Origin of the sequence: Paraglaciecola sp. 25GB23A, assembly GCF_040012495.1 — a bacterium.
In the GTDB taxonomy this organism is placed as follows: domain Bacteria; phylum Pseudomonadota; class Gammaproteobacteria; order Enterobacterales; family Alteromonadaceae; genus Paraglaciecola.
Genome location: NZ_JBDYKM010000020.1, coordinates 1 through 25,420, shown reverse-complemented (window position 1 = coordinate 25,420; position 25,420 = coordinate 1). Strand labels below are relative to the sequence as shown.

Sequence of the window (25,420 nt, the reverse complement as noted above, 5' to 3'; positions counted from 1 at the left end):
CGTGTGGAATTTAGCGTAAAAAGCGGCAGTCCGGAAAAACAGCGTAGTGCGTGCATTGTTGTCGGGGTATTTGAGCCAAGGCGTCTAACTTCCGTCGCAGAGCAACTTGACATCATTAGCGACGGTTATATCAGTAATTTGCTCAGGCGCGGCGATTTAGAAGGCCAAGCAGGTCAAATGCTACTATTGCATCATGTTCCTAATGTTCTAAGTGAGCGTGTATTGTTAGTAGGCTGTGGTAAAGAGCGTGAATTAGATGAGCGCCAATACAAACAAATTATCGCCAAAACTATCAAAACCCTCAATGAAACAGGTGCCATGGAAGCCGTTAGCTTTTTAACCGAACTGCATGTCAAAGGGCGAGATACCTATTGGAAAATCCGCCAAGCAGTGGAAGCAACACAGGATGCGCTCTACACCTTTTTACAGTTAAAGACTAAAAAAGGTGAGTTACGTCGCCCTATCCGAAAAATTATATTTAATGTGCCTACTCGTCGTGAACTCCCTATTGGTGAGCGGGCGCTAGCTCATGGTTTAGCGATTGCTACAGGCATGAAAACCGCTAAAGATGTAGCGAATATGCCACCTAATATTTGTAACCCGGTTTATTTACTCGAGCAAGCACAACTCTTAGAAAAAGCTTACGAGAATTTGCATGTCAGTTCGGTCAATGAAAAACAAATGGCTGAACTTGGTATGAATTCGTATCTCGCGGTTGGTCGTGGTTCAGCCAATGAATCTATCATGACGATTATGGAACACAAGGGCGGTCCTGCCGATCAAGCTCCGATTGTGCTAGTTGGTAAAGGTCTAACCTTCGATTCAGGCGGTATTTCTATTAAACCAGGTGAAGCCATGGACGAAATGAAATATGACATGGGGGGAGCAGCGGGCGTGCTCGGTACTATGCACGCAATTAGTGAATTGAATTTGCCCATCAATATAGTGGGTATCTTGGCAGGCTGTGAAAACATGCCTGATGCCAATGCCTATCGTCCAGGCGATATTCTCACAACCATGTCAGGTCAAACTGTTGAAGTATTGAATACGGATGCTGAAGGTCGTTTAGTGCTGTGCGATGCCTTAACCTACGTGGAGCGTTTTGATCCTGAGTTGGTGGTTGATGTCGCTACCTTAACTGGCGCCTGTGTTATCGCCTTAGGGAAATATGCCTCTGCCGTGATGAGTAACCATAATCCTTTGGCTCATGAGCTGCTCAATGCCTCAGAGCAAAGTGGTGACAAAGCATGGCGTTTGCCTTTGTGGGATGAGTATCAAGAACAAATCGAAAGCCCTTTTGCTGACATGAGCAACTTGGGTGGTCGTCCAGCAGGCGCGATTACCGCCGCCTGTTTTTTGTCACGCTTTACACGCAAATACAACTGGGCGCATATGGATATTGCCGGCACAGCTTGGCAAAGTGGTAAAAATAAAGGGGCAACAGGTCGCCCTGTGCCCTTATTGTCGCAGTTTTTGATGACACGAGCTGGTTTATCAAGCGAAGACTAGTTGAAGCTTAATTCAGGAGACCGCAAATCGTTATGGCAAAAGTGTCATTTTTCTTGTTAGAGGAATCGCAGTCTGGTGGCTCACAGCCCGCTCATTTTGAATTGGCTTGTTTAGCTGCGGCTCGCTGTTTTCGGCAAAAACAAAAGTGTTTAGTATTTTGCCAAAACAAACAGCAGGCTGAGCAGTTCGACGAACTATTATGGCAACTGCCCAGTGACGGCTTTGTTCCACATAATCTTGAAGGAGAAGGCCCTATTGGGGGCGCTCCAGTAGAGATTACATGGCAAACACCGCAACGTTTTTCACGGGCAGTATTAATTAATTTAGCCGAGCAAGTACCAGAATTTCATACTCGCTTTGGGCAAGTCATAGACTTTGTGCCCAGTGCCGAAAATTTGAAACTGATGGCACGCGAGAGATACAAACATTATCGCGCAGCTGGTAATCAATTAGATACCCTTGCTGCCTCAAGTATTTACGAGAATTAAATCCATGGAAAAAACGTATAGCCCACAAAATATTGAAGCCCAGTGTTATCAAGAGTGGGAAGATAAGGGCTACTTTAAAGCCTCAGGTCAGGGCAGTCCCTATTGCATTTTACTGCCGCCTCCTAATGTGACCGGTAGTTTACATATGGGGCATGGTTTTCAGCAGACTATCATGGACGCGCTGACTCGTTACCATCGCATGAAAGGCGACAATACGCTTTGGCAATGTGGTACGGACCACGCCGGTATTGCCACACAAATGGTGGTGGAACGCCAGCTTAATGCTAAAGGCTTAACCCGTCATGATTTAGGCCGCGAAGCCTTTATTGAAAAAATCTGGCAATGGAAAGCAGAATCGGGTGGCAATATAACTCAACAAATGCGCCGTCTAGGCACGTCCCCTGACTGGGAGCGTGAAGCCTTCACCATGGATGCAGACCTCTCGGAAGCAGTAAATGAAGTGTTTGTGCGTTTACACGAAGAAGGTCTTATTTATCGCGGTAAGCGCTTAGTCAATTGGGACCCTGTATTACATACTGCAGTCTCTGACCTTGAAGTATTAAGCGAAGAAGAAGCTGGCTTTATGTGGCATATGCGCTATCCCTTAGCCGATGGCTCTGGCGAATTAGTCGTTGCCACTACCCGCCCCGAGACGATGCTTGGCGATACTGCGGTTGCTGTTCATCCTGAAGATCCTCGTTACCAAGACTTTATTGGTAAAAAAATTAAACTGCCTATTACCGGACGACTCATCCCGATTATAGCGGATGATTATGTTGAACAAGACTTCGGTACCGGCTGTGTAAAAATCACCCCAGCTCATGATTTTAATGATTATGAAATGGGTAAACGCCATCAATTAGACATCATTAACATTCTAACTGATGACGCCAAAATTAATGAGGCCGCTCCAGCCCAATATCAAGGCTTGGATCGCTTCGAGGCGCGCAAACAAATTGTGGCTGATTTACAAGCCTCTGGCGTGTTAGTTAAAATCGAAGATCACAAACTCAAAGTGCCACGAGGGGATCGTTCAGGTGCGGTCATTGAGCCCTACCTGACCGACCAATGGTATGTCGCAGTTGAAGCCCTCGCTAAACCCGCCATTGATGCAGTAAAAAGTGGTGAGATTAAGTTTGTGCCAGAAAATTGGGACAAAACCTATTTTCAATGGATGAATAATATTCAAGATTGGTGTATCTCTCGACAACTTTGGTGGGGACATCGTATTCCCGCTTGGTATGATGATGCAGGTGGTATTTTTGTCGGTCGCACCGAAGCTGAAGTACGTGAAAAACATCAGCTTGGTGCTGAAATTAAACTACGCCAAGACGACGACGTACTCGATACCTGGTTTTCTTCTGCCTTATGGCCTTTTGCCACTATGGGCTGGCCAAAACAAACACCAGAACTCAATACCTTTATCCCTAGTGCTGTGTTAGTCACTGGTTTTGACATCATATTTTTCTGGGTCGCTAGAATGATCATGATGACCAAAAAATTTACTGGCAAGATACCCTTTAAAGAAATTTACATTACGGGCCTCATTCGTGATGAAAGTGGCGACAAAATGTCAAAGTCAAAAGGCAATGTTATTGACCCCATTGATTTGATTGATGGTATTAGTCTTGACGCCCTAGTTGAAAAACGCACATCAGGTATGATGCAACCTAAACTGGCAGAGAAAATAGCTAAGCGCACACAAACAAGTTATCCAGACGGTTTTGCCGCCTATGGTACTGATGCATTGCGCTTTACGTTTGCTGCAATGGCATCCACCAGCCGAGATATCAACTTTGATGTTAAGCGTGTTGAAGGCTACCGCAACTTCTGTAACAAACTGTGGAACGCATCGCGTTTTGTGTTGATGAATACCGAAGAGCAAGATACCGGTCTAAACGGTGGCGAATTAGAATTGAGTGTGGCAGACAGATGGATATTGGCCCGCCTGCAAACTACCCTCAAGGAATTTGAAACTGCCTTTGCAGAATACCGTTTTGATATTGCAGCACAGGTAGTGTACGAATTTACTTGGAATCAATTTTGCGATTGGTACTTAGAACTAACCAAACCGATCTTAAATTCCAGTGATAGTAGCGACGCGCAAAAACGCGGAACTCGTCATACTCTGGTTAACGTATTAGAAAGTATTCTGCGTATTCTGCACCCAATTATGCCCTTTATTACTGAAGAAATTTGGCAGCGGGTTGTGCCGCTTTGTCGCACGTTGGCGAGTGAGCAAACCCATAGCATTATGACCCAAGCGTTTCCAATGCAAGATGATAGTTTGATCGACAAACAGGTTATTGATGATATCGAATGGATGAAAAGCTTTGTATTGGGTATTCGTAATATTCGTGGTGAAATGGATATTCCACCGAGTAAACCTTTGGCGGTATTGCTGCGTAATGCTAATGCCAAAGACTGGCAACGTTTACAAAATACCAGAGCTTTTCTCGGTACCATTGCTAGACTAGAAAGTATTAATCTACTAGAAGCAGACGAAGAAGCGCCTGCATCGGCAACTGCCTTGGTGGGTGAAATGGAAATTTTAATCCCCATGGCAGGTTTGATCGACAAAGAGGCTGAGCTTGCGCGCATTGCTAGGGCCTTGGAGAAAATTCAAAAAGACTTTGAACGTACTCAAGGTAAGCTCGCAAATGAAAAGTTTGTGAGTAATGCGCCAGCCGAAGTGATTGAAAAAGAACAAGCTAAGCTCAGCGATTTTTCAATGCAAATTGCTAAACTGAAAGAGCAAAAACTGACGATTGAAGCACTGTAGTTTGAAGGTGTAATTGCTGGTTTATAATTATTCGCGTATGTCCTTTAGGTGGTATGCGAATATTTTAGTACACTAATACTATATTGATTTTGTTACGGATTATCATGTTTACTACATTTCGTTGGCTCGGTGCCTTGATCTTTATCTCAGTGTCCAGTTTTGCTTGGGGTTCTCCTGCGCCGATCAACAAAATTTCGCTGGTTTTTGCTGCCAACATGCCAGAAATAAGCTCGTCTAATGCGATGAGTTATGCCAAATTAGCCAGCTTACTAGCATTATCCCGCCAGGAGGATGAATATACCGTTTTTGTTTTTGGTGGAGGAAGTTTAGGGCCTAGTCCTCTTTCAAGCCTCGACCGAGGTTCTCACATTATTGATATCCTTAATACTTTGGAGCCTGACATGATGGCCATTAGTAAACGGGAATTCAGTTACTATGAAGATGAGTTAACCCTGCGCTCTTATGAAGCCGCCTTTCCGTTTATCAGTACTAATCTGTTTGACCCCCTAACTAAAGGCAACCTTGAAGGTGTGAATACAAACTTATTAATTGAGAAAGGAGGCATAAAAATTGGCTTCATTTCCATCTTAGATGAAGCGGTAGTGCAAGAATATTTATTGCAACGTGTCAAAGTCGAAGAACCTAAAGAGCTTATAAACCAACAAATTAAGCAACTAAAACGCCAAGGTGCTGACTTGATCGTGTTGATCTACTCCCAAGAAAAGGACTACTATCCAGAGCTGTTAGCTGCCAAGAAAATTAATTTTGCATTAAGGTTATCCTCCGCAGAAGACTTACAAAGCGAAGCCAAAGAAAGCTTAAATATCTTTACAGTTGCAAACAAACATCCTGTTCGACAATTAAGCTTGAGTTGGCCAGTCGACTCACCGGCTGAATTGCAAATTGAGGACAATGACATAGTACCGCTGTCATTGCTTGATGATAGTAAAATGGTACTTTTGATCGATGAATACAAAAGACGTTTAAACCGCTTATTAAATCAATCGATTGGCCAACTTACTGAGCCAATGCAAACCCTAAGAGAGTTAGTGCGAACCCAAGAGATTGCTTTTGGTAATTTTATTGCAGATTCTCTCAAAGAGGCTACAAATGCCGATATCGCTATTATTAATAGTGGAGTCATTCGTGGAGATAAAAACTATCAAGCAGATTCAATTATTACCCGTGCCGATATTGTTCGCGAACTCCCCTTTCGTAGTCACGTGGCAGTAGTTACTATTACGGGTCAGCAGTTATTATTGGCCCTTGAAAACGGGGTAAGTGAAGTTGAATTTGCTAAAGGCAGATTTCCACAAGTCGCAGGGATCACCTTCACATACAAAGCCAAACACCCCTTTGGTTCTCGAATTCAAAGCATTTTAATTAACGGTCAAGTATTACAGCCGACTAAGCAATATGTATTAGCGACAACCGACTATTTGGTGCAAGGGGGTGATGGTTATACCACATTAAGCATGACTCAAAATAAAAGCATTACTACCCAAGATACGCCACTGTTATCTGACATAGTCATCAGAGCTATTCAAACTAAACAGCGTATAGCGCCAAAAGTCGAAGGCCGAATTGTGAGAATAGATCAGTGAATGCCCCGCAGATAACCAAAGGAAATAAAAAAAGGATCTCGCTCAATCGTATTTTTAGTGCGGCGGCTGTGGGTATTCTGATTTTATTCCTGCTGTTAGCTTGGTTAATCTATTCGAGTTTAATCAGTTTTAAAGTTCTGCTTAATGATGTTGCAGAAGAATCATTACCCAATATAGTTATCTCGAGTAAATTATACGGAGAGTCATCGCGTTTACTTGAGGCGACAGAGCAGTTGTCTAAATCAAGTTCAGAAGCGGCAAAACGTTTAGCAGAACAAAGAATATCTCGCTATCTCAGCCAACTTAAACGCATCTCAGAACAAAACTATCATAGTGAATTTTTAAGCATACAGCTTGAAACGATAAACTTGGAAATTGCTGATTTCACTGCATTGATAAAAGAAAGTTTAATTTTAAATCAGCAAATTAGTGACAAAGAAAAAGCAATTTATCGATTATTCACACTTTCTTTAGCTTTTGAATCAGATGCAACAAACCAGACGCAGTCGAAAGACAACTACATTTGGTCAATGCAACTGTCAAAAACCTTAGTGAGCGTTAGCCGTGGCTTAAATATGAATCGTTTGCAAGAAGTCAGAGGCTTGTTCAGACAATTTAATAATGATCTTGATTTGCTGCGAAACTATGCCAAACAGGAAGATAATAGCAGTGAAAAACTCAAACTCACTAATAATTTAGCCCAACTCATCTTACACGAAGATGGTTTATTACCCTTAAAAATAAAACAATTACGTATAGCGGGGCGGGTTATTGGTCGAGAAAATTTTGTGCATAATATCATTCAAGATTTTGCGCGCTTATTAGAATATTCGGCAAAAGAAACTGAAGCTCAGATCACGCAAAAAATGGCGTTTACCATTAATAGAGCAGAAACTGAAACCTCCATTATTGGCTTGGCCTTGGTTATTGGCGTGATATTTTTAATCGTGCTTATTCTCTTCATTCAAAAAAATATTGTGTCCCGTTTGCTGGTGCTCAACAACTTAGTCAAAGGTAAAATTAAAGGTGAAAAAGTTTACTCTAGCTTGACGGGCAATGATGAAATAACCGATTTAGCGAGTAGTTTCATGCTGTTTAGCGACACAATAGAACAACAAAATGTCAAACTGGAACATATGTCTCTTTCCGATGGTTTGACTAATATTGCAAACCGCCGAGCACTGGATGTAAGACTCTTACACGACATTGAATTATCTGTGCGTAAAAAATCCCATGTTGCAGTTTTATTGATGGATATCGACTTTTTTAAACTCTATAACGATAATTATGGCCACGCAGCAGGTGATGAGTGTTTAAAAAAGATTGCGAGTGTCATTAAACATAGCTTGAAGCGCTCATCCGACTTTGTGGCTCGTTACGGTGGTGAAGAGTTTGCTTGTGTCTTACCTGATACTGAATTACTCGGTGCCGCCGCGATTGCAGAACAACTTCTACACAGCATCCGTGATGCCAATGTAGAACATAAATTTAGTAAAATTGGCGACAGTATTACTTTAAGTATCGGCGTAGCCGTTTCGGGTCCAGAACGAGTACTCTTACCTGACCAATTGCTTAAACAGGCTGACAAAGCACTTTACCTAGCTAAAAGTAAAGGCAGAAATCAGTACTGTATCAGCACAAATGAATAAATTTATAGGCGAAAAAAAACTGCACTCGGCAGTTTTTTAAATATATTGCTTTCGATTATTTTTTAACAATTAAGGCCGGAAATTCATCTTCAAACCAATTTCTTAGCATGTTCTTTTCATAGCGTAAATTTTCAGAATCAAAGAATCTATTTGCCCTATCCATAAAAGCCATATCTTTCAGATCGACATCCGCTTGCTTAACAACCACTCCGGCTTTGTCGGTCAAAGTATAAGAAAAGCTCATTCTGGGTATATCGATATTTTTCACGACTCTTACATCATTCGAACTACTGCCAAATCCAACAAATGAGGCTGGCCACACTTGCCCAGCTAAATCTAGATTAGTGACATTTAAACTCAGCTTTTGCCCTGCAGGTAATTGTTCAGCTAGTTTTTGCATGTATTCTTCTAGCTGGCTAAATGTCTGATCACGGAAGCGCGAGCGAGACTCAGATGTTGGCCTAACATCGCGATATTGCTCTGGCTTTTCCCAATTAATTTCGACCTGTGCCTGGCTTAATACTTGTGTTGAACACAACAGCAACGAACTGGCCAAAAGCGGTATCATTAACTCTTTCATATATTGCTCCTCACACGTTTTCAAACGAAATATAGCATAAACGAAGCGGTCTGAACCGTAACTGAATTATGCCTGTTTGTATTATTTCATACTCCAATGACTTAAAGACTTCGTTGCACTCACTATATAGACAAGCGTGACACAACTATAATTCCCTTTCTGCCTAAGTTAAAAAATGGCCGGCCTAAACCGGCCAAAACACACATCAGAGTCAATCGATGTGCAAAACCCATTTAAATAAATTTTTTGACCCACAAAAATGCTCTTTAATTAACTACTCTTATTTTGTAATCTGTCACAGAGGTAGGTTCTGATTCTATGACGATAATATGGTTATTTGCGTTGATAAACTCTACTTGTTCAATACGGTCAATCAATAATTTTGTATCATTACTGGTCACCAAAGCGAGTATTTCATAACGGTCATCAGGCAAGGTTATACTTTTGCTTTTGGCATAGCTAAGAGCAGAAATATGATATTTTGCGCTATCAAGGGTTTCATCTGCACGCAGAAAGTAGAGCTCTACCAAACTATACTCAGCAACCAAATTGACAATATCAATTTGATACTGAAAACTTTGTGGCAAAGTGCTCTCGTTAAACGATATCGAACCTAAACTATTGTCAGTCTTTTGATACAACACAAGTGCTTTACTGTCGCCCTGATTCAAGCTTACAAAGTGATTGTTAATACTCAGGTTTTCATCACCCCTTGCCTGAGCAGACAAGCGATAACTACCAAAGTCTATATCAACATAACTACTTAATGTTTTTGCCTCCACCTCAATTTCGCTGCTTTTACCACCACTGCCCTCTAAGGAAACGTGCAGGAGTGAGGAGGCAGATAATAAGCTATTGTAAATGCGGTATTGGGCTGATTCGTTGATATCTGGATAGGTTATTACCGACGAGGAATTCGCCACTACATCTAATTCTATATTGCCGCTATGGGCTCCTGCAGTCGCACGTATAAAAATGGCATACTCGGTGGAAAAGTTGAACGCGATAGGTGCACTTTGAAAAACAGCTTCGGTTTGCCCCGGTATTGTTAGGTAAACCACATAATTACCCAGATTAAAATTATCGGTGGGCCCGCCCCAGTAAGATGTTTCACTAAACTCTTGATAGGCTAAGGTTGTCAATTTATGGGCTTCACTGAATGGTGTTCCGGCTTCAGACATATACAAATCAAATTGACTATCGTCTGCAATAACTGAACTGGCAAATAAACGGAATTCACTGCTGAGCTCTTCGCGCTTAAATCGGTGTTCAGCGATATTTTGTGTTGCAGCACCCCCACTCAAGACTAGTAGCGATTTTTCACTTTTATTTAAAGTCATTTGTAGTTCATCGACTAAGACTTCTTTATCGTCTGAATCCTGACGGTAAAATTCTAATGCCAGTTGACCGTTTTCCATGTTGATTAGACTGGTTGCATCGCCATACACAGCAGAACCTAGGGTAAGGCCATCAACTACTCGTAAATAGGTCAAGGCACTTGCTGGTGAACCATTATAAAATTGTAAGTAAAATTGCTTGTATGTTGTTGCTTCTTCTTTGTCCTTATCGCTACCACAGGCGAGTAAAAATAAGCTAGAAGCGATACATAGCAATGATTTTGAAAAAAGTTTTATCATGAAAAATGTAATTCCCGTTTATGTTGTGACATTAAATCCAAATAGCACTCAGGGCTTGATATAAGCCTACGTATAGAATTGGAGGATGAGCTTAGATTAAGCAGGCCGTAACTGGGCTAAACAAATATTCAAAATTTGAGCCCAGCGACAGCCCACGGATTGGCGCCTAGTTAATAAGGACCTGTTGGCTGAAGTTTGTCATTCCACACGCTATGCCATACTTGATTGCCATGAATATAGAAAACATGGTCCCCATGAATGACACTGCGGTCATCACCACTATAAATATAATAGGCAGCTGGATTAGCAACTTGAACCTGCTTATTTTGCAGGAGCATAGGTTGGCCACTATTGGTATCTACTTGCAACAGCAGTAAACTCGAATTGGCCCACCACAAACCCATTTCAGCATCGCTTTGCCCCCATTGTTCCACTGGTAAAGCAAATTGATAAGCGCCATCATAGTTAAGGGCAGACAAGGCACGATAGTCATATTCAACCGGCGTATAAGCTTGCGCCATTATAATGCTATTTATTTCGATTGGATTGGCGGGATCACCTACGTCAAATAAACTGATTTTCATACCTTCTTGGGTAACAGGTTCATCAGGCAAACTCCCTGTTTCAGGAATATTAGCCGCATTAACCTGCTGGCCAACACCTAAAAGATAGTTATTATCCATGGGAAACAAGTAACTGGAGAACCCTGGAATTTCTAATGCACCTGCAACTTTGGGGGTAAATGGATCCGCTAAGTCGAGCACATATAGAGGGTCAATTCGCTGGAAAGTCACGATGTAAGCTTTGTCCTCGAAAAAACGCACCGCATAAATTTCTTCGCCAGGTTTGCCAATCGGCTCTGGTTGACTACTGTTAGGTAAGCTGGCAACAACTTGTAGTTCATTACCATTCTGATTTAACACTGATAAATGATGAACGGGGCTTGAGCCTGAATAGTCTGTTGTCACCACTCGCAAGAAACCATCCTTCTCACTTAACTTCAGTTCACGCTGACTTTGCCAACCTATTAGTCCATCAATTAGGCCAGAAGCCTGATAATCTGGGCTTGCTGTCGCCAAACCAATCTTATGCAAAGCGGTTTTTTCATTAACTGTCGCTCCAAGATAAATACTCTCTGCAGACATGTACATCATATCCGCCATGGCGCTTATGCAGCTAGCAACAATGTCACTGGGATCCAGCATATTGATTTTAATCACTGACAATAACTGGGCATAACCATCTTTTTCGGTAGCTTGGGCAGGAATGGCACAATCTTCTGCATAAAACAGTGATGTTGCTTGTCCGTCAACATGGACTTTAGGCATAAGATCATCCGTTGATGTTGCCACTATCTTACGGTAATTAGCCAGGCGCTCTGCGTCAGTCGACGCATTCAGATTTAAACCTTCAACATGAGCAGTAAAACTGGACACTAGATACAAGGTATTGCCAACCCGGCGACTAGACAATAATGAACCATCAAATTGCATGTTACTCAGTGTTGTCGGTGCAGTTACATCACTGGTGTTATAAAAATCCACAGCAAATTTATGATCAAATGTACCCCAAGGACTTGCCATCAAACTATCAAAGGTATAACGGTAGCCTGCTGAACTAATCACAGCTAATCTGTCGTTATTGAGGTAAATACCGTCAATATTGCTATTTTCTTGGGCAATGGGCAGTGCAGCAACCTGAGTTAGTGAATAATCAACATTACGCTGCAATACTCTGACATGAGCGGGCTGATTGGTATCATTTTGCCACTCTGCATAAGCGGCCAAGTATAAGGTATTGCCGTCATACTCAAACCGGTCAGCTTCATCAATGCCGGTCTCCTGAGTATTGGTGATCGAAAAATCAACATGTGCAGCCTCAGAGGGCACGGCAGTTTGATAAGCATATTGGGCAATCGAAGAATAAATACCATTCTTAATATACCGACTGGCAGTCAGCTGATTGACCTGCGTCAAGGCACCAGAAAATGCTACCGCCGCATTGATTTGTGGCACTACAGTTGGTATCGGTGTTTGAACAGGCTTCTCATCAGAACTATCACCTGAACAGGCTGATAAACCGACGATACATAATGCGCTTAAGGTGTGGTTTGCTAATTTCACAAATTTCATAGGTAATTCTCCCTTGACTAATCAATGTTGCTAAAGCTTGGATAAAGTCTAGTTAGATTTTGCCTTTAGTATCGATCCAAATTGCCACCATTTGTTAATATTTGTAATCCTGCAGTGAGCTCAACTAAAAATCTGCTAGCATACTGGCATGGTGTTCTTAGCTTAAAACTGTGGATATTAATTGCGCGACATATTTAGATTAATTACCAGCCTCTTGCTGCTTTTGTCAGCCGAACAGGCCCTTGCATGTGAACGCGATGAGCAATGCCTAAATGCCAATGAATGGCAACTTGGCATCGCTTTGGGGATTGGGTTTACATCAAATCCACTGGTGGATGGAGATAATATCCCTTTGCTTGTCTTGCCTGATATTGCTTGGTATGGAGAAACATTTTATTTTGACAACGGCGAACTTGGTTACCAATGGCTGGATGGGAAAAAGTCATCTTTTGTCACTTATCTCAATGTCGACAAAGAAAGAGCTTTTTTTACTTTTTGGCATCCGGCTAACATTTTATTACCGCTAAATCGCTTCAATCAAGTCACAGCGGCCGAAGACCCTAACCAGAGTGGCCCTGAGCAATTACCAATTTCTATCGATGATGTTGGCCGCAGAAATTGGGCTCTTATGGGAGGCGGTCGCTGGTATTACCGACCTGATAATGCCGAATGGCAGTTGTCACTAGAAAAAGATCTAAGTGCTACGCATAATGGCGAAAAACTCGAAATTAGTTATCAACATTTTTGGCAATGGTCGAGCTTTCACTTTAGTACGCAAGTGAAAATGACGTGGAAAAGTAGCGCTTTAGTTGACTATTATTATGGCTTGGATGAGCATGACAAAGTTGATCCCTCGTACTTTTATCAAGCAAGTTCTGGCTGGCAACCTGCCGTGGGTTTAACCTTACAAAAGAAAATTCAAAATAACTGGTTATGGTTGACGCGAGTTAGCCTACAAAAATTACATTCGGGCATGACAAACAGTCCATTAGTGGAAGAAAGGAATATATTCAGTGTGTTTAGTGGCTTTGCCTATCAATTTTAACGGATTTTAAGTTGAGACTTACGCTATTGGTTCTATGTGCTGTTGCTTTGTTTGCTCAATCAGCAATAGCCCAGTCGCCCCTTTGGCAGGTACAGCCTTCAATTTGCATCAGCCAGCAGGAAGGGGAAAACTGTGAGTTTGAAGTGGACATCACCCTATTGAATTTGCCCGCGGGACAATATTGCGTAGCCTTGGTTAACACTGTTTTACGCTGCGCCACTGGGGCCGAATTTCCGCTCAAAATAACTATGCTAATCAATAAAAATAGCGAATTACGCTTACTTAATTCGGCTCAAGAAATACTAATAAGCCATTCTCTGATAGTCAAATCTCAGCAAGCCAATATGCAAAGACGCAGGTTGCGTAATCCTTGGAGTTTATTTTAATGACCCATGTACTTTTAGTCGAAGATGATGAGCGTTTAAGCCAGTTAATCGTTAGTTATCTGCAAAATCAGGGATTTAAGCTGACCCGTCTAGCAAACGGTGAAAAGTTATTAGCCACCGTCAAACACACTCCACCCGATATTGTGGTTTTGGATGTTATGCTACCCGGCGATAATGGCTTCACGCTTTGTCGAACTATCCGCCCTTATTACAGCGGTCCCTTGCTGTTTATGACAGCTAAAGGTGACGATTTTGATCAGGTTATGGGCTTAGAAATTGGTGCTGACGATTATCTGATTAAACCAGTAGAGCCGCGTGTATTGTTGGCTCGAATTAATGCTTTGTTACGCAGGGCAAACCACAAGATTGCATCATCGCAAAGCCCCGCTAAATTGGTCTTTGGTCAACTGATAATTGACCGTAATGCCCGCAGCGCTTTGTTAAATGGGCGTGACGTACAGCTAACCAGCCATGAATTTGATATGCTGTGGAAACTGGCAGAGAATGCGTCAACGTTAGTGGAACGCAGCGTGTTATACGACGAATTAATTGGTCGTGAGTACGATGGTTTAGATCGATCTGCCGATGTCAGAATTTCACGTCTGCGTAAAAAGTTGGAAGATAATCCTCTACATCCTTATCGCATTAAAACGATTTGGGGTAAGGGCTTTTTCTTTGTAGCTGATGCTTGGAATGACTAAGTCATATGGCCAAACTGTTTATCAGCTTATACGTTTTTATTACCCTCGCCCTTGTCGGCCTGAGTGCGGGTTTAGAGACGCTCTTCCTTATTCCTGAACCCAATGTTCAATCTACAGTACTGCGTCAATTTTTAAGCGCGAGCAAACAACAAGATGTTGACCTTATAGCTCTGCTAGAACAGGCCAACATAAAATTTCAATTACTCAATTTAAATGATATTGCTTGGCCATCTGACAGCCTTCATAAACTGCAAGCCGGTGAAGCTCTCAGTCTTTTTGATTCAAAGCTAGGTGAACAAGTATATATAGCGCATAAACATACACAACTAATCGAGTTATCTTTCGATCAACCTATTGCCAACCAGACCTCATTTATACTGTATAGAACGGTGTTTTTTGTACTACTTGGCTGTCTTATTGCTCTGTGGATTTGGCCCTTATGGCGTGATTTAGAAGCACTAAAAAGGAGTGTCACTACCGTACTACCAGACGGTAATATTAGCCAAAATTGGATAGACAAGTCATCGCTGGTTGCGCCGATTGCCACGTCTTTGAATACTATGCGCGGGCAAATCGCCGAGCTTATTCAAAGTCAGCGAGAATTATCTGGCGCTGTGGCGCACGAGTTTCGTACTCCCTTAGCCCGTTTAAAATTTGCCTTAGGCATGCTAGATGAGAGTCACGGTGACATGTTCAACAACATGCGAGAAGACGTGGACGAATTAGAAAAGCTTGTGCAAGAGATGCTTGATTTTTCAGCGACAGAAGCGCAAATGCCCAATCTACATTTCTGCGAAATACCCTGCACAACCATGTGCCATAGTGTAGTCAATAAGTTGAAAAAAAGTCATCTAAACCAACTGACAGTCGATATCTACGGCGGACCAGAGCAGCTCACTGGCGATAGCCACTTTGTGGAACGAGCCATGGAGAACCTACTATTAAATGCCGCTCGCTACGCCAAGACTTGTATCGTAATTAAGATTGAAAGCACAGCAAATAGTATATTACTTATAGTTGAAGATGATGGTTTAGGTGTTAGCCCTGAACTAGGACAAAAAATATTTGAGCCGTTTTATCGACCAGATGAAGGACGCGATCGAACTCAAGGGGGGGCGGGCTTAGGATTGGCTATTGTAAAAAGAGTGATGCAATGGCATCAAGGTTCTTGTAGCGTAGCAAGCAGTCCCTTAGGCGGCGCTAAATTTACCTTGTGCTTTCCTGTGCTACCTTAGGGCTCATCACTTACGATTTTAAAACACGACTACGGGCTATTTCTGCACAGATATAGTGTAGGTTAGCGCCATACAAAAACGGGTTTTTGTCATTGGATTCGCAATAAAGGCGATTAAAGTGATCCATAGAATTTTTACTGCTCGTAATATTATTCAAATACTCCCTTTGAGATTCACTAAAATCTTGTGCATGAGAGGCAATCGTTTGCCTAAAAAGAGCTAACTCTTTTTTCTCAGCCAATAAAGAAATTTCAAGCATCCAGTTTGCAACATCACTTTGAATATCATTAAACCAATAATGAATAAATGGTGAGCGCAACATGGCAATAAGAGCCAAAATTTCAAAAGATATAATAAAAAAACGGGACATGACATTTGCTAGTTAGTTTACGAACTATAAGCCTAATTGAAGTAGGGCAACTTTAAAACAAGCAATGGTTATGTGTCTTCATAACAGAGAATAACCTTCACTAGTATTTTATATCTAGCGACATAAACAATATTTGTTACTCCTTTCTTGATAGAAATCAAACAATAAAGAGGCTAATTTCCTTACAACTGCAGCGACCGGTTTAAGGAACTGATATACTGCATCGGTTTTTTAGCATTGCAGCATTTTCCAGCAAGGACATCGAATGAGTGAACGAATTCCCGTTAAAGTAATTTCTCCCGTTAAAGTTCACAAACCTGACTCACATCAACATGACAATCATTACACCCCGCGCAGTCGTATTTATGTGCGTGCAGTAACTGGTGCTTTGGAAAACTTTCGGCGCTTTTTCGGTTTAATATTTTTAAGCACCTTTGCCATTCTCCCATGGCTTCAATATGACGGTAGCCAAGCCATTTTGTTTGATATAGGTAGCCAGCGATTTAATATTTTTGGTCTTACTTTGTGGCCACAAGATTTAACACTACTTGCTTGGATCTTGATTGTCGCCGCTTTCGCCTTATTTTTTGTGACTACTTTTGCCGGCAGAGTATGGTGCGGGTTTATGTGTCCTCAAACCACATGGACTTTTATTTATATTTGGTTTGAAGAGCTCTTTGAAGGCTCGCGTCATCAACGAATAAAATTAGATGAGCGCGCGATGAATTTTGATAAATTCTGGCGTAAAGCCATGAAACATTTTGCTTGGGTTACTATTGCACTATTAACTTCACTCATCTTTGTTGGTTATTTTACCCCCATTGGTCAATTATTTATTGATTTTTTCACCTTCTCAAGCACCGCATGGGCCACTGGATTTGTGTTGTTTTTTACTTTTTGTACTTATGGCAATGCAGGCTGGATGCGAGAAATTATGTGTACTCACATCTGTCCCTACGCACGCTTCCAATCGGCCATGTTTGATAAAGATACCTTTACCGTGGCCTACAATGCCAAACGAGGGGAACAGCGCGGTCCGCGCAGCCGCAAGATAGCAAGAGAAGAAAATATAGAGAAAGGTTTGGGTGATTGTATCGATTGCAATCTATGTGTCCAGGTTTGTCCTACCGGCATCGATATTCGCAACGGCTTACAATACGAGTGTATTAATTGCGGTGCTTGTGTTGATGCCTGTAACGGTGTGATGGAAAAAATGAATTATCCGAAGGGACTCATTAGCTTCACGTCCGAAACCGAATTGGCCGGCGGAACGACTAAAATAGTGCGCCCAAAATTAGTCGGTTATTTCTTAGTACTGGTATTAATGTCAGGGCTACTTGTGTTCGAAATTATGACCAGAGTTCCCTTGGAAGTAGATATAATTCGCGATCGTAATTCACTCTATCGTGAAACCAACGATGGCTTAATTGAAAACGTTTATACACTCAAAATTCTTAATAAGTCTCAACAAAAACAAACTTATCTTATTAGTGTGATTGGTTTGGATGGCGCAAATTTTATTGGTCAGAACACCGTGGATGTAGCCGGGAGCGAAGTACTAACATGGCCTATAAGCTTAGCCATTGACCCTTATAAGATTAAGGAGGATGTGACTGAATTCGAGTTTAAAGTCGAAGTCATCAATGATCCTGAAAATGATGTGTATGTACAAGAACCAAGTAACTTTTTATATCCTAATTATTAGTACTTGGATAAGCCAGCAAAATGACAAAATTTGATTTTTCTGGATTAGGACCCGATCTTATTTTAGATGCAATAGAGTCGTTGGGGATTCGAGTTGAATCTGGATTATTAGCGCTTAATTCTTATGAAAATAGAGTCTATCAATTCATGGCAGAAGATAAGCGACGTTATGTGGTTAAGTTTTATCGGCCGCAGCGATGGACCGAATTACAAATTAACGAAGAGCACCAGTTTAGCCTTGAGTTAGCCAGTCACGAAATCCCCGTTGTGGCCCCGCTGATGTCTAATGGCAGAACCTTGCATGATTATCAAGGATACTACTTTGCATTGTTTCCATCCGCAGGTGGCAGACAATTTGAGGTTGATAATCTAGAGCAGCTTGAATGGATGGGCCGTTTTATAGGTCGAATACATGCAGTATCAAAAAGTGCTAAATTCGAGCATCGCCCCACACTTACAGTCGAGGAGTTCCTGATTGAGCCTTTGAGTCAATTGAAAAACAATGAGCTTATCCCAGACTATTTACACAGCCCTTTTTTCGCCATCTTAGAACCTGTGGTCAAAAAGGCCTCAGAGCTATACCGTGCGACACCGACAGACAATATACGTTTGCATGGTGACTGCCACCCGGGCAATATACTTTGGCGAGATGGCCCTACTTTTGTCGACTTAGACGATTGCCGCAATGGCCCTGCAATTCAAGATCTTTGGATGATGTTATCAGGTGATAGACAACAGCAAACACTACAATTAGATACCTTAATTAAGGCCTATCAAGAATTCGCTGAATTTGACAAAGAGCAACTAAAACTAGTAGAGCCTATGCGCGCTATACGCATGGTTCACTACATGGCTTGGTTAAACAAACGTTGGCAAGACCCTGCTTTTCCGCAAGCATTTCCTTGGTTTGCTGACGGTAAATATTGGGAACAACAAATACTCGCTTTAAAAGAACAATTATCTGCCTTACAAGAGCCACCGTTGGTATTGTTATAAACCTTTACCCTTTCTATTTATCTTAGTTTTCCATATACTCCGGCGCGTTTAAGGTGCCTTTGATTCTATAACGTCGTTATATGCCTCAGGTTAAACGGGAAGTCGGTGAATATCTCCTTTTTAATGTTGATATAAATCCTACGCTGCCCCCGCAACGGTAAATAAGAATGTTTTACCCACATACCACTGTTCAAACGAATGGGAAGGTCGTGAAACAGACTAATGAAAATTGGTCACTTATGAGCCCGGATACCGGCCTTAATCTGGTGCTAGATAAAGCCAGCTTTATTTAGTTTTTCTTTTATGTACTCGGGCGGAGTACATCAATTAGGCCTAAAATTAATGAAATCAAAAAATTACAGCAATACTCTGTGTTGCCTGAGCATATTTTGTAGCAGCGTATTTTTCACTCAAGTAGTCAAAGCTAACGAAGATTCAAGTGAATTCCCCCCTCTACCTTCTGAACTAGAAACAATTACCGTTGTATCCAGTAAAGTTCCCCTTTCTTTTCGCGAACTGGCTACCAGTGTTAGTCTCATTACCAAAGAAGATATTGATGCTAGGGGCAATGCTTCATTAGCTGACATAATGCGTCATGAGGTCGGAATTGGCGTTTCAAATTCAGGGGGGGTGGGGAAAAATACCACGTTGCGTATTCGCGGTGAAGATGGCTTTAGGACAAAAGTATACATTGACGGAGTTGAGTTAAGTGATCCTACCGCGCCTCAAGTGACACCTATCTTTGATGATATATTATCTCACTTGATTGACCGAGTTGAAATTCTGCGGGGCCCTCAAGGCCTAATGTACGGCGCAGATGCAGGTGGTGTTATTAGCATAACTACCAAACAAAGTGAACCGGGTCTACAAGCTTCCATAAATGCAGAGACCGGCAATTACTCAACCAACATGTTAAATGCCGACCTAGGCTACGCTAATCAAAACGGCTACGTTTATTTAGCGGCTGCGGAATTTGAAACAGATGGTTTTAATGCGCAAACCGCTGATGTTAGTAACGAGAAAGATGGTTATCAAAATACTACTTTACATTTCAATAGCGGTATTAATATTAATGAAGCCTTGTTATTAAATTTAGTGGTACGTAGGGTTTCTTCTAATAATGAGTACGATGGCTGCTATGACAATGTCAATTTTGCGCTTATTTATCAATGTACAACTGATAGTGAAAACCAAACCGCTAGGCTTTCTTTGCAATATAACCAAGATAAGTCGCATCACAACTTAGCTTATGCCAAAACCGATGTAGAACGACAGTTTTTCAGTAATGAGCAATTTAGTTTTGGCAGTGAAGGTAATATTAGTAAGCTTGAATACAATGGATTTTATGGCTCTGCGCAGCAAAAGTTAATTTGGGGTGTGGATAATGAAACCCAGCAATTGCTGGGTTCTGGCGAACAAAGAGAGCAAACTGGTTTATATTTTGAGTACCAAAAAGCGTGGTCTAAACAACTGTTTATGACTGCCGGAATGCGCCATGATAATAACGATACATTTGGTACCCATAACAGTTATCGCATCAGCGCAGCCTACTTAATTCCTCTGTCTGAACAAGAAACATTCAAATTGAAGTCGACTTACGGTACCGGTTTTCGTGCACCAAGTCTATATGAGCAAGCATACAATGACGGGGACTTTGCCTATGGAAATGCCGCTGGATTGCAACTTAAAGAAGAAGGCAGTCGGGGCTTTGATCTAGGATTTGATTATTTCAATAAAATACAAAGTCTATCATTGGTGTTTTTTAAGCAGTCAATTTCCAATGAGATATATTTTGACAGCTTAGCCTATACCGGCTATTTACAAAATAACTTGTCTAGCGAGTCTAAGGGCATTGAGCTCGAACTGAGCCAACAGTTAACTGCAGCCATCAAGTTGTGGGGCAACTACACATTTAATGAAACACAAACCAATCTGCAAGAAGATAGAATTCGGCGCCCGAAACATCAAGCAAACTTAGGCTTACAATCGCAATTTTTAGATGGTCGAATTCACGCTAGTCTAAACATAAAAATGGTTAAAGATCTGGTGGATATAGGCGGCGTCGCCTTGGATGATTACAACTTAGTCAATCTCACATCCAGCTACCTATTTTCCCAACACTTACGTATCAATCTGCGAATTGAAAACCTATTCGATCGTGAGTATCAAGATGTTGTAGGTTTTAATACTGCGCATCGGTCGATTTTTTTAGGTATGACGATTAATCTTTAAGTTTAAGCCTTGTTAAGGGGAGCCCAGCTCCCCTTAAGCTCATTTTTATTTTACTAAGACCTTGCTTTTATTCAAAATTGTCTATAATTCGAGTAATTATCTATTTAGCTTAACTTGCTCAGGGCTTACAAGCCCTCACAATTCCCTTTGAGTTAGCTAAACATCAATGAATGGGTGTTTATTGGTAATTCGGTTTGTTTAGAAGAGGTTGACTTTCATGGAGCTTAATTTTTATACAGAATACTTTTTAATAACTACGTATAGATTTAAATACCATATTGTTCATACATTAAGCGCCCGATTACGGCATACTTCGCGCCCACTAAATCCCTGCATGGAGGCAAAATTTAGTTAAGGCCTCAAAAACATTAAAAATAATCGTTTATTTTTAATGTTTTTGGTCCATTTAAATAAAAAAATGATGTTCTTTCTAAAACTCATAAAAGGGTAAACACCATGCATAAAAAAACCTTAGCCACATCTTTGATAAGTGCTGTCATAGGCTGCTCAATATCATTCTTTAGCAGTGCTGAACTGGTACTTGTTGTTCATCCTTCGAATGATGCGACCATTGATGCAAAGACAGCACAAAGAATTTTTCTTGGAAAAGAAAATAAATTCTCTACTGGCAAGGAAGCATTGCCCATTAATCAAGTTCCAGAGTCTGCAAGCCGAGCATCATTCGATACCGACACTTTGGGTCGCAGTTCTACACAAGTCGCAGCTTATTGGTCAAAACTAGTTTTCACCGGTAAAGGTATTCCTCCTAAAGAAGTGGCAAATGATGCTGAAGTTATTGCCATTGTTGCGGGTAATCAAGATGCTGTTGGTTATGTTGATAGTGCATCGGTTACTGGTGCTGTTAAAGCCATTTCACTGAACTAATTAGGAAGATAAAGATGAAAAAATTAATCGCATTAAGTGTAATTACTCTTGCTAGTTTGTCAGCACAAGCAGAAGTTCGTATCAATGGTTTTGCTAATTTAATTGGCGGAGTTATAACTGGCGATGATGCTTCTTATGTCGTCAATGGGGGTCTAGGATATGACGACAAGATATCTTTTAGTGATGAAAGTTTGTTTGCTATCCAAGTTAGTGGTGACATTAATGACAAAATGACGGCAACTGCTCAACTTGTTGCTCGTGGCGAAAACGACTACAAAGCGGAATTTGAGTGGGCATATATAACTTACAAAGCAACAGACAAAGTATCAATATCAGCAGGCCGGTTCCGTCTGCCATTGTTTAAATACTCTGCATCAAAAGACGTAGGTTACTCCTACCACTGGATCACCGCTCCAGGCTCAGTCTATGATGTTGCATTCAACAATTTGGACGGTATCCGGGTTGACTACAGCACCTATGTAGGCGACTGGGAATATAATTTACAAGGCGCTTTAGGTACCTATTCAAGCGAAATTGGTACTGGTAATGTAACAGGTGACAACGTTGCTCTATTCACAGCGGAGGCGGCTTATGAATGGTTTAAAGTCCGCGCAGTTGCCGGTCGTGGCAAAAATACCTTCGTGAGTTCTGATTTAGACGCCGCGTTAGCAGGATTGACTGGTAGTGGCGTATCACAATTAGTCGACCTTGCAGATGATCTATCGATTACCAATGACACTGGAGTTTTTCTTGGTTTTGGAATTGATATTGACACTTTTGATTATTTTATCAGTGCAGAAATTACCTCCGTTGATATAGAGCAATCATTTAGTTCAAAAGATTCAGCTGTTTATATTACTGCAGGTGCCCGCTTAGGCAACTTCACACCTTCAATTACTTATGAAAAGTTGGATGGCAATAAAGACATTAAATTTTTGGATAAAGTCGCTGCTTTACCTGCGCCATACCAACCCAGCGTGACACCACTTGTTGTTGGCTTGCAACAGTTTTACATGACTGAATATGATGTTGTTACTTTAGGTATTCGCTACGATATGGACACTAATGTTGCCTTAAAAGCAGATATCAGAAAATATAGTGATGATATGAGTACAGAAAGCAATGCAACAATATTACGTTTTGCTGTTAACTACGTTTTTTAATCAAAACTGTTCTTGATTTGAAGTAGTTAAATTTTAACTGTTTGTGTAAGAAGGTCGTACTTTGTGCGGCCTTTTTTATTTTAGATGCCCCCTGCGAGATAAAATTTAACACTCATTTACAATCTTCCATGAACATGCCTATCGGCATTTTATTCTAGCTATGATAACCTTTCTTAAATAGTTGAATTTTACGTTTAAATTAGCCCAAAGAGATAACATTAAAAATGAAAAAAATCTTCCTAAGTTTGCTCATCGCTGTTTTAATTCCTTTACAAGCCTGCGCTCAAGAAACGTGGAAAGAAGGAACCCATTATGTCATCGTCGGTGACGAAGCAACGGCAAAACCTGAGATATTAGAATTTTTCTCATATTGGTGTCCCCACTGTTATCAGTTCGAACCACTGGTTGAAAGTATAAAAAGTAAGTTAAGCGATGATGTGGATTTTACTAAAGTACACGTTAATTTTATGCGTTTTACTTCGTCACAAATTCAAGACGAAGCCACTCGTGCTTTAATGGTAGCGCGTGCATTGAAACAGGAAGATGCGATGAATAAAGCCATCTTCAATTATATTCATGTGCAAAAATCTACTGTTGCAGGCTTAAAAGATATGCAAAACATCTTTACGGTTAATGGGGTCGATCCTGCTGAATTTGAAAAACTTAGTGCCAGTTTTGGCATAAACAGTATGCTGCAGAAAAATAACAAAACGATAGAGCAATATCGCAAATATTTAAGCGGAGTGCCTAATTTTATTGTTAACGGCAAATACCAAGCTAAGTTTGCACCTGGTATGGCAGAAAAGGATTTTGTTGACCTAGTTGTGTGGTTGACCAAGCAAAAGTAAAAATTAAGTTGCTAGTTGCTAGTTGCTAGTTGCTAGTTGCTAGTTGCTAGTAAAAATGAAGACTTGCTTCTTAAGGGGAGCAAGTTTTTTTTTGAAAAAAACTGCTTCTGTCTATTAAATCATCATAAAGAGATCATTTGACAAGTCGGATTGTATTGGTGATATTGTCTTAATAGATGTTCAGTTGTTACCGTTATTGAGTATTCTTGAGATAAAAATATATCGTTAACCCTCTGCAGATTAGAAGGCTGGCACAATGTTGAATAAACTTTTTGATGGCAGCTTTATGCCTCATGGTCACTGTCTGCTATGGCGCTGGGATCTTTTATTTTTGCACGTAACAGGCGATTTATTGACCTTTACAGCCTATTTTATTATTCCACTTGTTCTTATCTATCTAGTTCGTAAAAGAGATGATCTTAAATTTGATCGTATTTTCCTACTCTTTGCTGCCTTTATCGCATTTTGCGGCATTACTCATTTTATGGGCCTCATTAATATCTGGCATGGATATTATTATATTGAAGGCATATTCAAATTAGCTACCGGACTAATTTCATTGACTACTGCCATCGTACTGTGGAAATTGGCCCCCAAAATATTGCTACTGCCTAGTGCTACAACGCTTGCTCAACGCAATGAAGAATTACTCAAAGCCAAACAAGAATTGCTTGAAATCAACCAAACATTGGAAGTTAAAATAGCTGAACGTACTAATCAATTGCACGTTGAAGCTAATACTGACTATCTAACAGGCATTAATAATCGACGAGCTATCATCAAGTATTTAGAGACAGAAATCGAGCGCTGTAGCCGTTACAAGCGTCCTTGTTCAATCATGATGTTAGATCTCGATTATTTTAAACAAGTTAACGACAAGCACGGACATCAAGTGGGGGATAATATTTTAGTCTTAGTGGCTAATGCCATCTCGGATACGTGTCGTTTAGCGGACCATGTTGGGCGCTATGGCGGCGAAGAATTCCTAATCGTTTTACCTGAAACCTCTGAGCCAGAAGCACTAGAACTGGCAGAACGAATAAGGCAAACAATCGCTACTCTAAAATTAGATATTGGCCTACCATTAACAGTCAGTATTGGGGTGGCTAGTCTAAGTTTACAGACTGAAGTCGATTCACATACTTTTATAAAACAAGCTGATGATGCAGTCTATAAAGCCAAAGAACAGGGACGAAATCAAGTTGTGGGCAGCCAAAAGTCAATGTCGTAAAAGAGTTCAATAATCTGGTTCTACTTATCCAGAGAGATATTTACCATCGCCATTTAAAGCGCCCTTGTTAGCTTGGTGAGCCAATGTTAAAACAACGCTCTAAGCTCTACTAAACCAAATATTACAAGCATAAAAAAAGGCCACGTCAGTGACCTTTTTGAAATCAGTTGCTTATGTTATTAAGCGATGATTTTAGCTACTACGCCAGCACCAACTGTACGGCCACCTTCACGGATTGCGAAG

The 25,420-nt window shown here is 41.0% G+C and carries 20 protein-coding genes and 1 riboswitch; of the genes, 16 read left to right on the top strand and 4 right to left on the bottom strand.

Annotated features, from left to right (window positions below):
- The first annotated feature begins 3 nt into the window (after positions 1 to 3).
- From pepA to ABKW31_RS18455, 5 genes are all read left to right on the top strand, one after another.
- On the top strand, positions 4 to 1,509 hold the full coding sequence (gene pepA, locus ABKW31_RS18475; protein WP_348618066.1) for a leucyl aminopeptidase: 1,506 nt from the start codon (positions 4 to 6) through the stop codon (positions 1,507 to 1,509).
- A 32-nt stretch (positions 1,510 to 1,541) separates the two neighbouring features.
- Positions 1,542 to 1,997 carry a DNA polymerase III subunit chi gene (locus ABKW31_RS18470; protein ID WP_348618065.1) on the top strand — a complete coding sequence of 152 codons (456 nt, stop codon included), beginning with the start codon at positions 1,542 to 1,544 and terminating at the stop codon, positions 1,995 to 1,997.
- A gap of 4 nt (positions 1,998 to 2,001) precedes the next feature.
- On the top strand, positions 2,002 to 4,779 hold the full coding sequence (locus ABKW31_RS18465; protein WP_348618064.1) for a valine--tRNA ligase: 2,778 nt from the start codon (positions 2,002 to 2,004) through the stop codon (positions 4,777 to 4,779).
- A gap of 104 nt (positions 4,780 to 4,883) precedes the next feature.
- Positions 4,884 to 6,383, top strand: coding sequence for a 5'-nucleotidase C-terminal domain-containing protein (locus ABKW31_RS18460; RefSeq protein ID WP_348618063.1), 1,500 nt, complete (start codon positions 4,884 to 4,886; stop codon positions 6,381 to 6,383).
- Positions 6,380 to 8,032 (top strand): GGDEF domain-containing protein, encoded by a 1,653-nt coding sequence (locus ABKW31_RS18455; RefSeq protein WP_348618062.1) that lies wholly within the window; start codon positions 6,380 to 6,382, stop codon positions 8,030 to 8,032. Before ABKW31_RS18460 ends, ABKW31_RS18455 begins: the two co-directional genes overlap by 4 nt.
- Before the next feature lie 55 nt (positions 8,033 to 8,087).
- Here the strand turns inward: ABKW31_RS18455 and ABKW31_RS18450 are convergent, their stop codons facing one another.
- The 3 genes from ABKW31_RS18450 to ABKW31_RS18440 all read right to left on the bottom strand — a co-directional run bounded on the left by ABKW31_RS18450 (position 8,088) and on the right by ABKW31_RS18440 (position 12,381).
- Complete coding sequence (locus tag ABKW31_RS18450) at positions 8,088 to 8,612, bottom strand: DUF3016 domain-containing protein (protein ID WP_348618061.1); 525 nt, start codon at positions 8,610 to 8,612, stop codon at positions 8,088 to 8,090.
- Between the two features lie 266 nt (positions 8,613 to 8,878).
- On the bottom strand, positions 8,879 to 10,249 hold the full coding sequence (locus ABKW31_RS18445) for a DUF4397 domain-containing protein (protein WP_348618060.1): 1,371 nt from the start codon (positions 10,247 to 10,249) through the stop codon (positions 8,879 to 8,881).
- 170 nt (positions 10,250 to 10,419) lie between these two features.
- Complete coding sequence (locus ABKW31_RS18440) at positions 10,420 to 12,381, bottom strand: beta-propeller domain-containing protein (RefSeq protein WP_348618059.1); 1,962 nt, start codon at positions 12,379 to 12,381, stop codon at positions 10,420 to 10,422.
- A gap of 181 nt (positions 12,382 to 12,562) precedes the next feature.
- Here ABKW31_RS18440 and ABKW31_RS18435 point away from each other — a divergent pair, with 181 nt between their 5' ends.
- From ABKW31_RS18435 to ABKW31_RS18420, 4 genes are read left to right on the top strand one after another with little or no spacing between them, the layout of a single operon-like run.
- On the top strand, positions 12,563 to 13,426 hold the full coding sequence (locus ABKW31_RS18435) for a MipA/OmpV family protein (RefSeq protein ID WP_348618058.1): 864 nt from the start codon (positions 12,563 to 12,565) through the stop codon (positions 13,424 to 13,426).
- A gap of 11 nt (positions 13,427 to 13,437) precedes the next feature.
- A complete protein-coding gene (locus tag ABKW31_RS18430) occupies positions 13,438 to 13,812 on the top strand; it encodes a DUF3019 domain-containing protein (protein ID WP_348618057.1) in 375 nt (124 codons plus the stop codon).
- Complete coding sequence (locus ABKW31_RS18425; protein WP_348618056.1) at positions 13,812 to 14,513, top strand: response regulator; 702 nt, start codon at positions 13,812 to 13,814, stop codon at positions 14,511 to 14,513. The genes ABKW31_RS18430 and ABKW31_RS18425 overlap by 1 nt, the downstream gene beginning before the upstream one ends.
- Before the next feature lie 5 nt (positions 14,514 to 14,518).
- Complete coding sequence (locus ABKW31_RS18420) at positions 14,519 to 15,748, top strand: ATP-binding protein (protein WP_348618055.1); 1,230 nt, start codon at positions 14,519 to 14,521, stop codon at positions 15,746 to 15,748.
- A 10-nt stretch (positions 15,749 to 15,758) separates the two neighbouring features.
- On the opposite strand, the gene ABKW31_RS18415 is transcribed toward ABKW31_RS18420, so the two are convergent.
- Entirely contained in the window at positions 15,759 to 16,118 is a 360-nt protein-coding gene (locus ABKW31_RS18415; RefSeq protein WP_348618054.1) for a hypothetical protein, read from the bottom strand.
- Positions 16,119 to 16,383: 265 nt separating this feature from the next.
- Here ABKW31_RS18415 and ccoG point away from each other — a divergent pair, with 265 nt between their 5' ends.
- The 7 genes from ccoG (at position 16,384) to ABKW31_RS18380 (ending at position 25,177) form a co-directional block, all read left to right on the top strand.
- Positions 16,384 to 17,823 (top strand): cytochrome c oxidase accessory protein CcoG, encoded by a 1,440-nt coding sequence (gene ccoG, locus ABKW31_RS18410; protein ID WP_348618053.1) that lies wholly within the window; start codon positions 16,384 to 16,386, stop codon positions 17,821 to 17,823.
- Positions 17,824 to 17,843: 20 nt separating this feature from the next.
- Positions 17,844 to 18,818 carry a serine/threonine protein kinase gene (locus tag ABKW31_RS18405; protein WP_348618052.1) on the top strand — a complete coding sequence of 325 codons (975 nt, stop codon included), beginning with the start codon at positions 17,844 to 17,846 and terminating at the stop codon, positions 18,816 to 18,818.
- 34 nt (positions 18,819 to 18,852) lie between these two features.
- A riboswitch (cobalamin riboswitch) is annotated at positions 18,853 to 19,094 on the top strand.
- Between the two features lie 66 nt (positions 19,095 to 19,160).
- A complete protein-coding gene (locus ABKW31_RS18400) occupies positions 19,161 to 21,050 on the top strand; it encodes a TonB-dependent receptor (protein ID WP_348618051.1) in 1,890 nt (629 codons plus the stop codon).
- Positions 21,051 to 21,506: 456 nt separating this feature from the next.
- The gene (locus ABKW31_RS18395) at positions 21,507 to 21,935 is read left to right on the top strand and encodes a phosphate ABC transporter substrate-binding protein (protein WP_348618050.1); all 429 of its coding nucleotides are present in this window, start codon (positions 21,507 to 21,509) and stop codon (positions 21,933 to 21,935) included.
- Between the two features lie 14 nt (positions 21,936 to 21,949).
- Positions 21,950 to 23,098, top strand: coding sequence for a topoisomerase IV (locus ABKW31_RS18390; protein ID WP_348618049.1), 1,149 nt, complete (start codon positions 21,950 to 21,952; stop codon positions 23,096 to 23,098).
- A gap of 224 nt (positions 23,099 to 23,322) precedes the next feature.
- Positions 23,323 to 23,946, top strand: coding sequence for a thiol:disulfide interchange protein DsbA/DsbL (locus tag ABKW31_RS18385; protein WP_348618048.1), 624 nt, complete (start codon positions 23,323 to 23,325; stop codon positions 23,944 to 23,946).
- A gap of 256 nt (positions 23,947 to 24,202) precedes the next feature.
- A complete protein-coding gene (locus ABKW31_RS18380; protein WP_348618047.1) occupies positions 24,203 to 25,177 on the top strand; it encodes a GGDEF domain-containing protein in 975 nt (324 codons plus the stop codon).
- Positions 25,178 to 25,420: the final 243 nt, after the last annotated feature.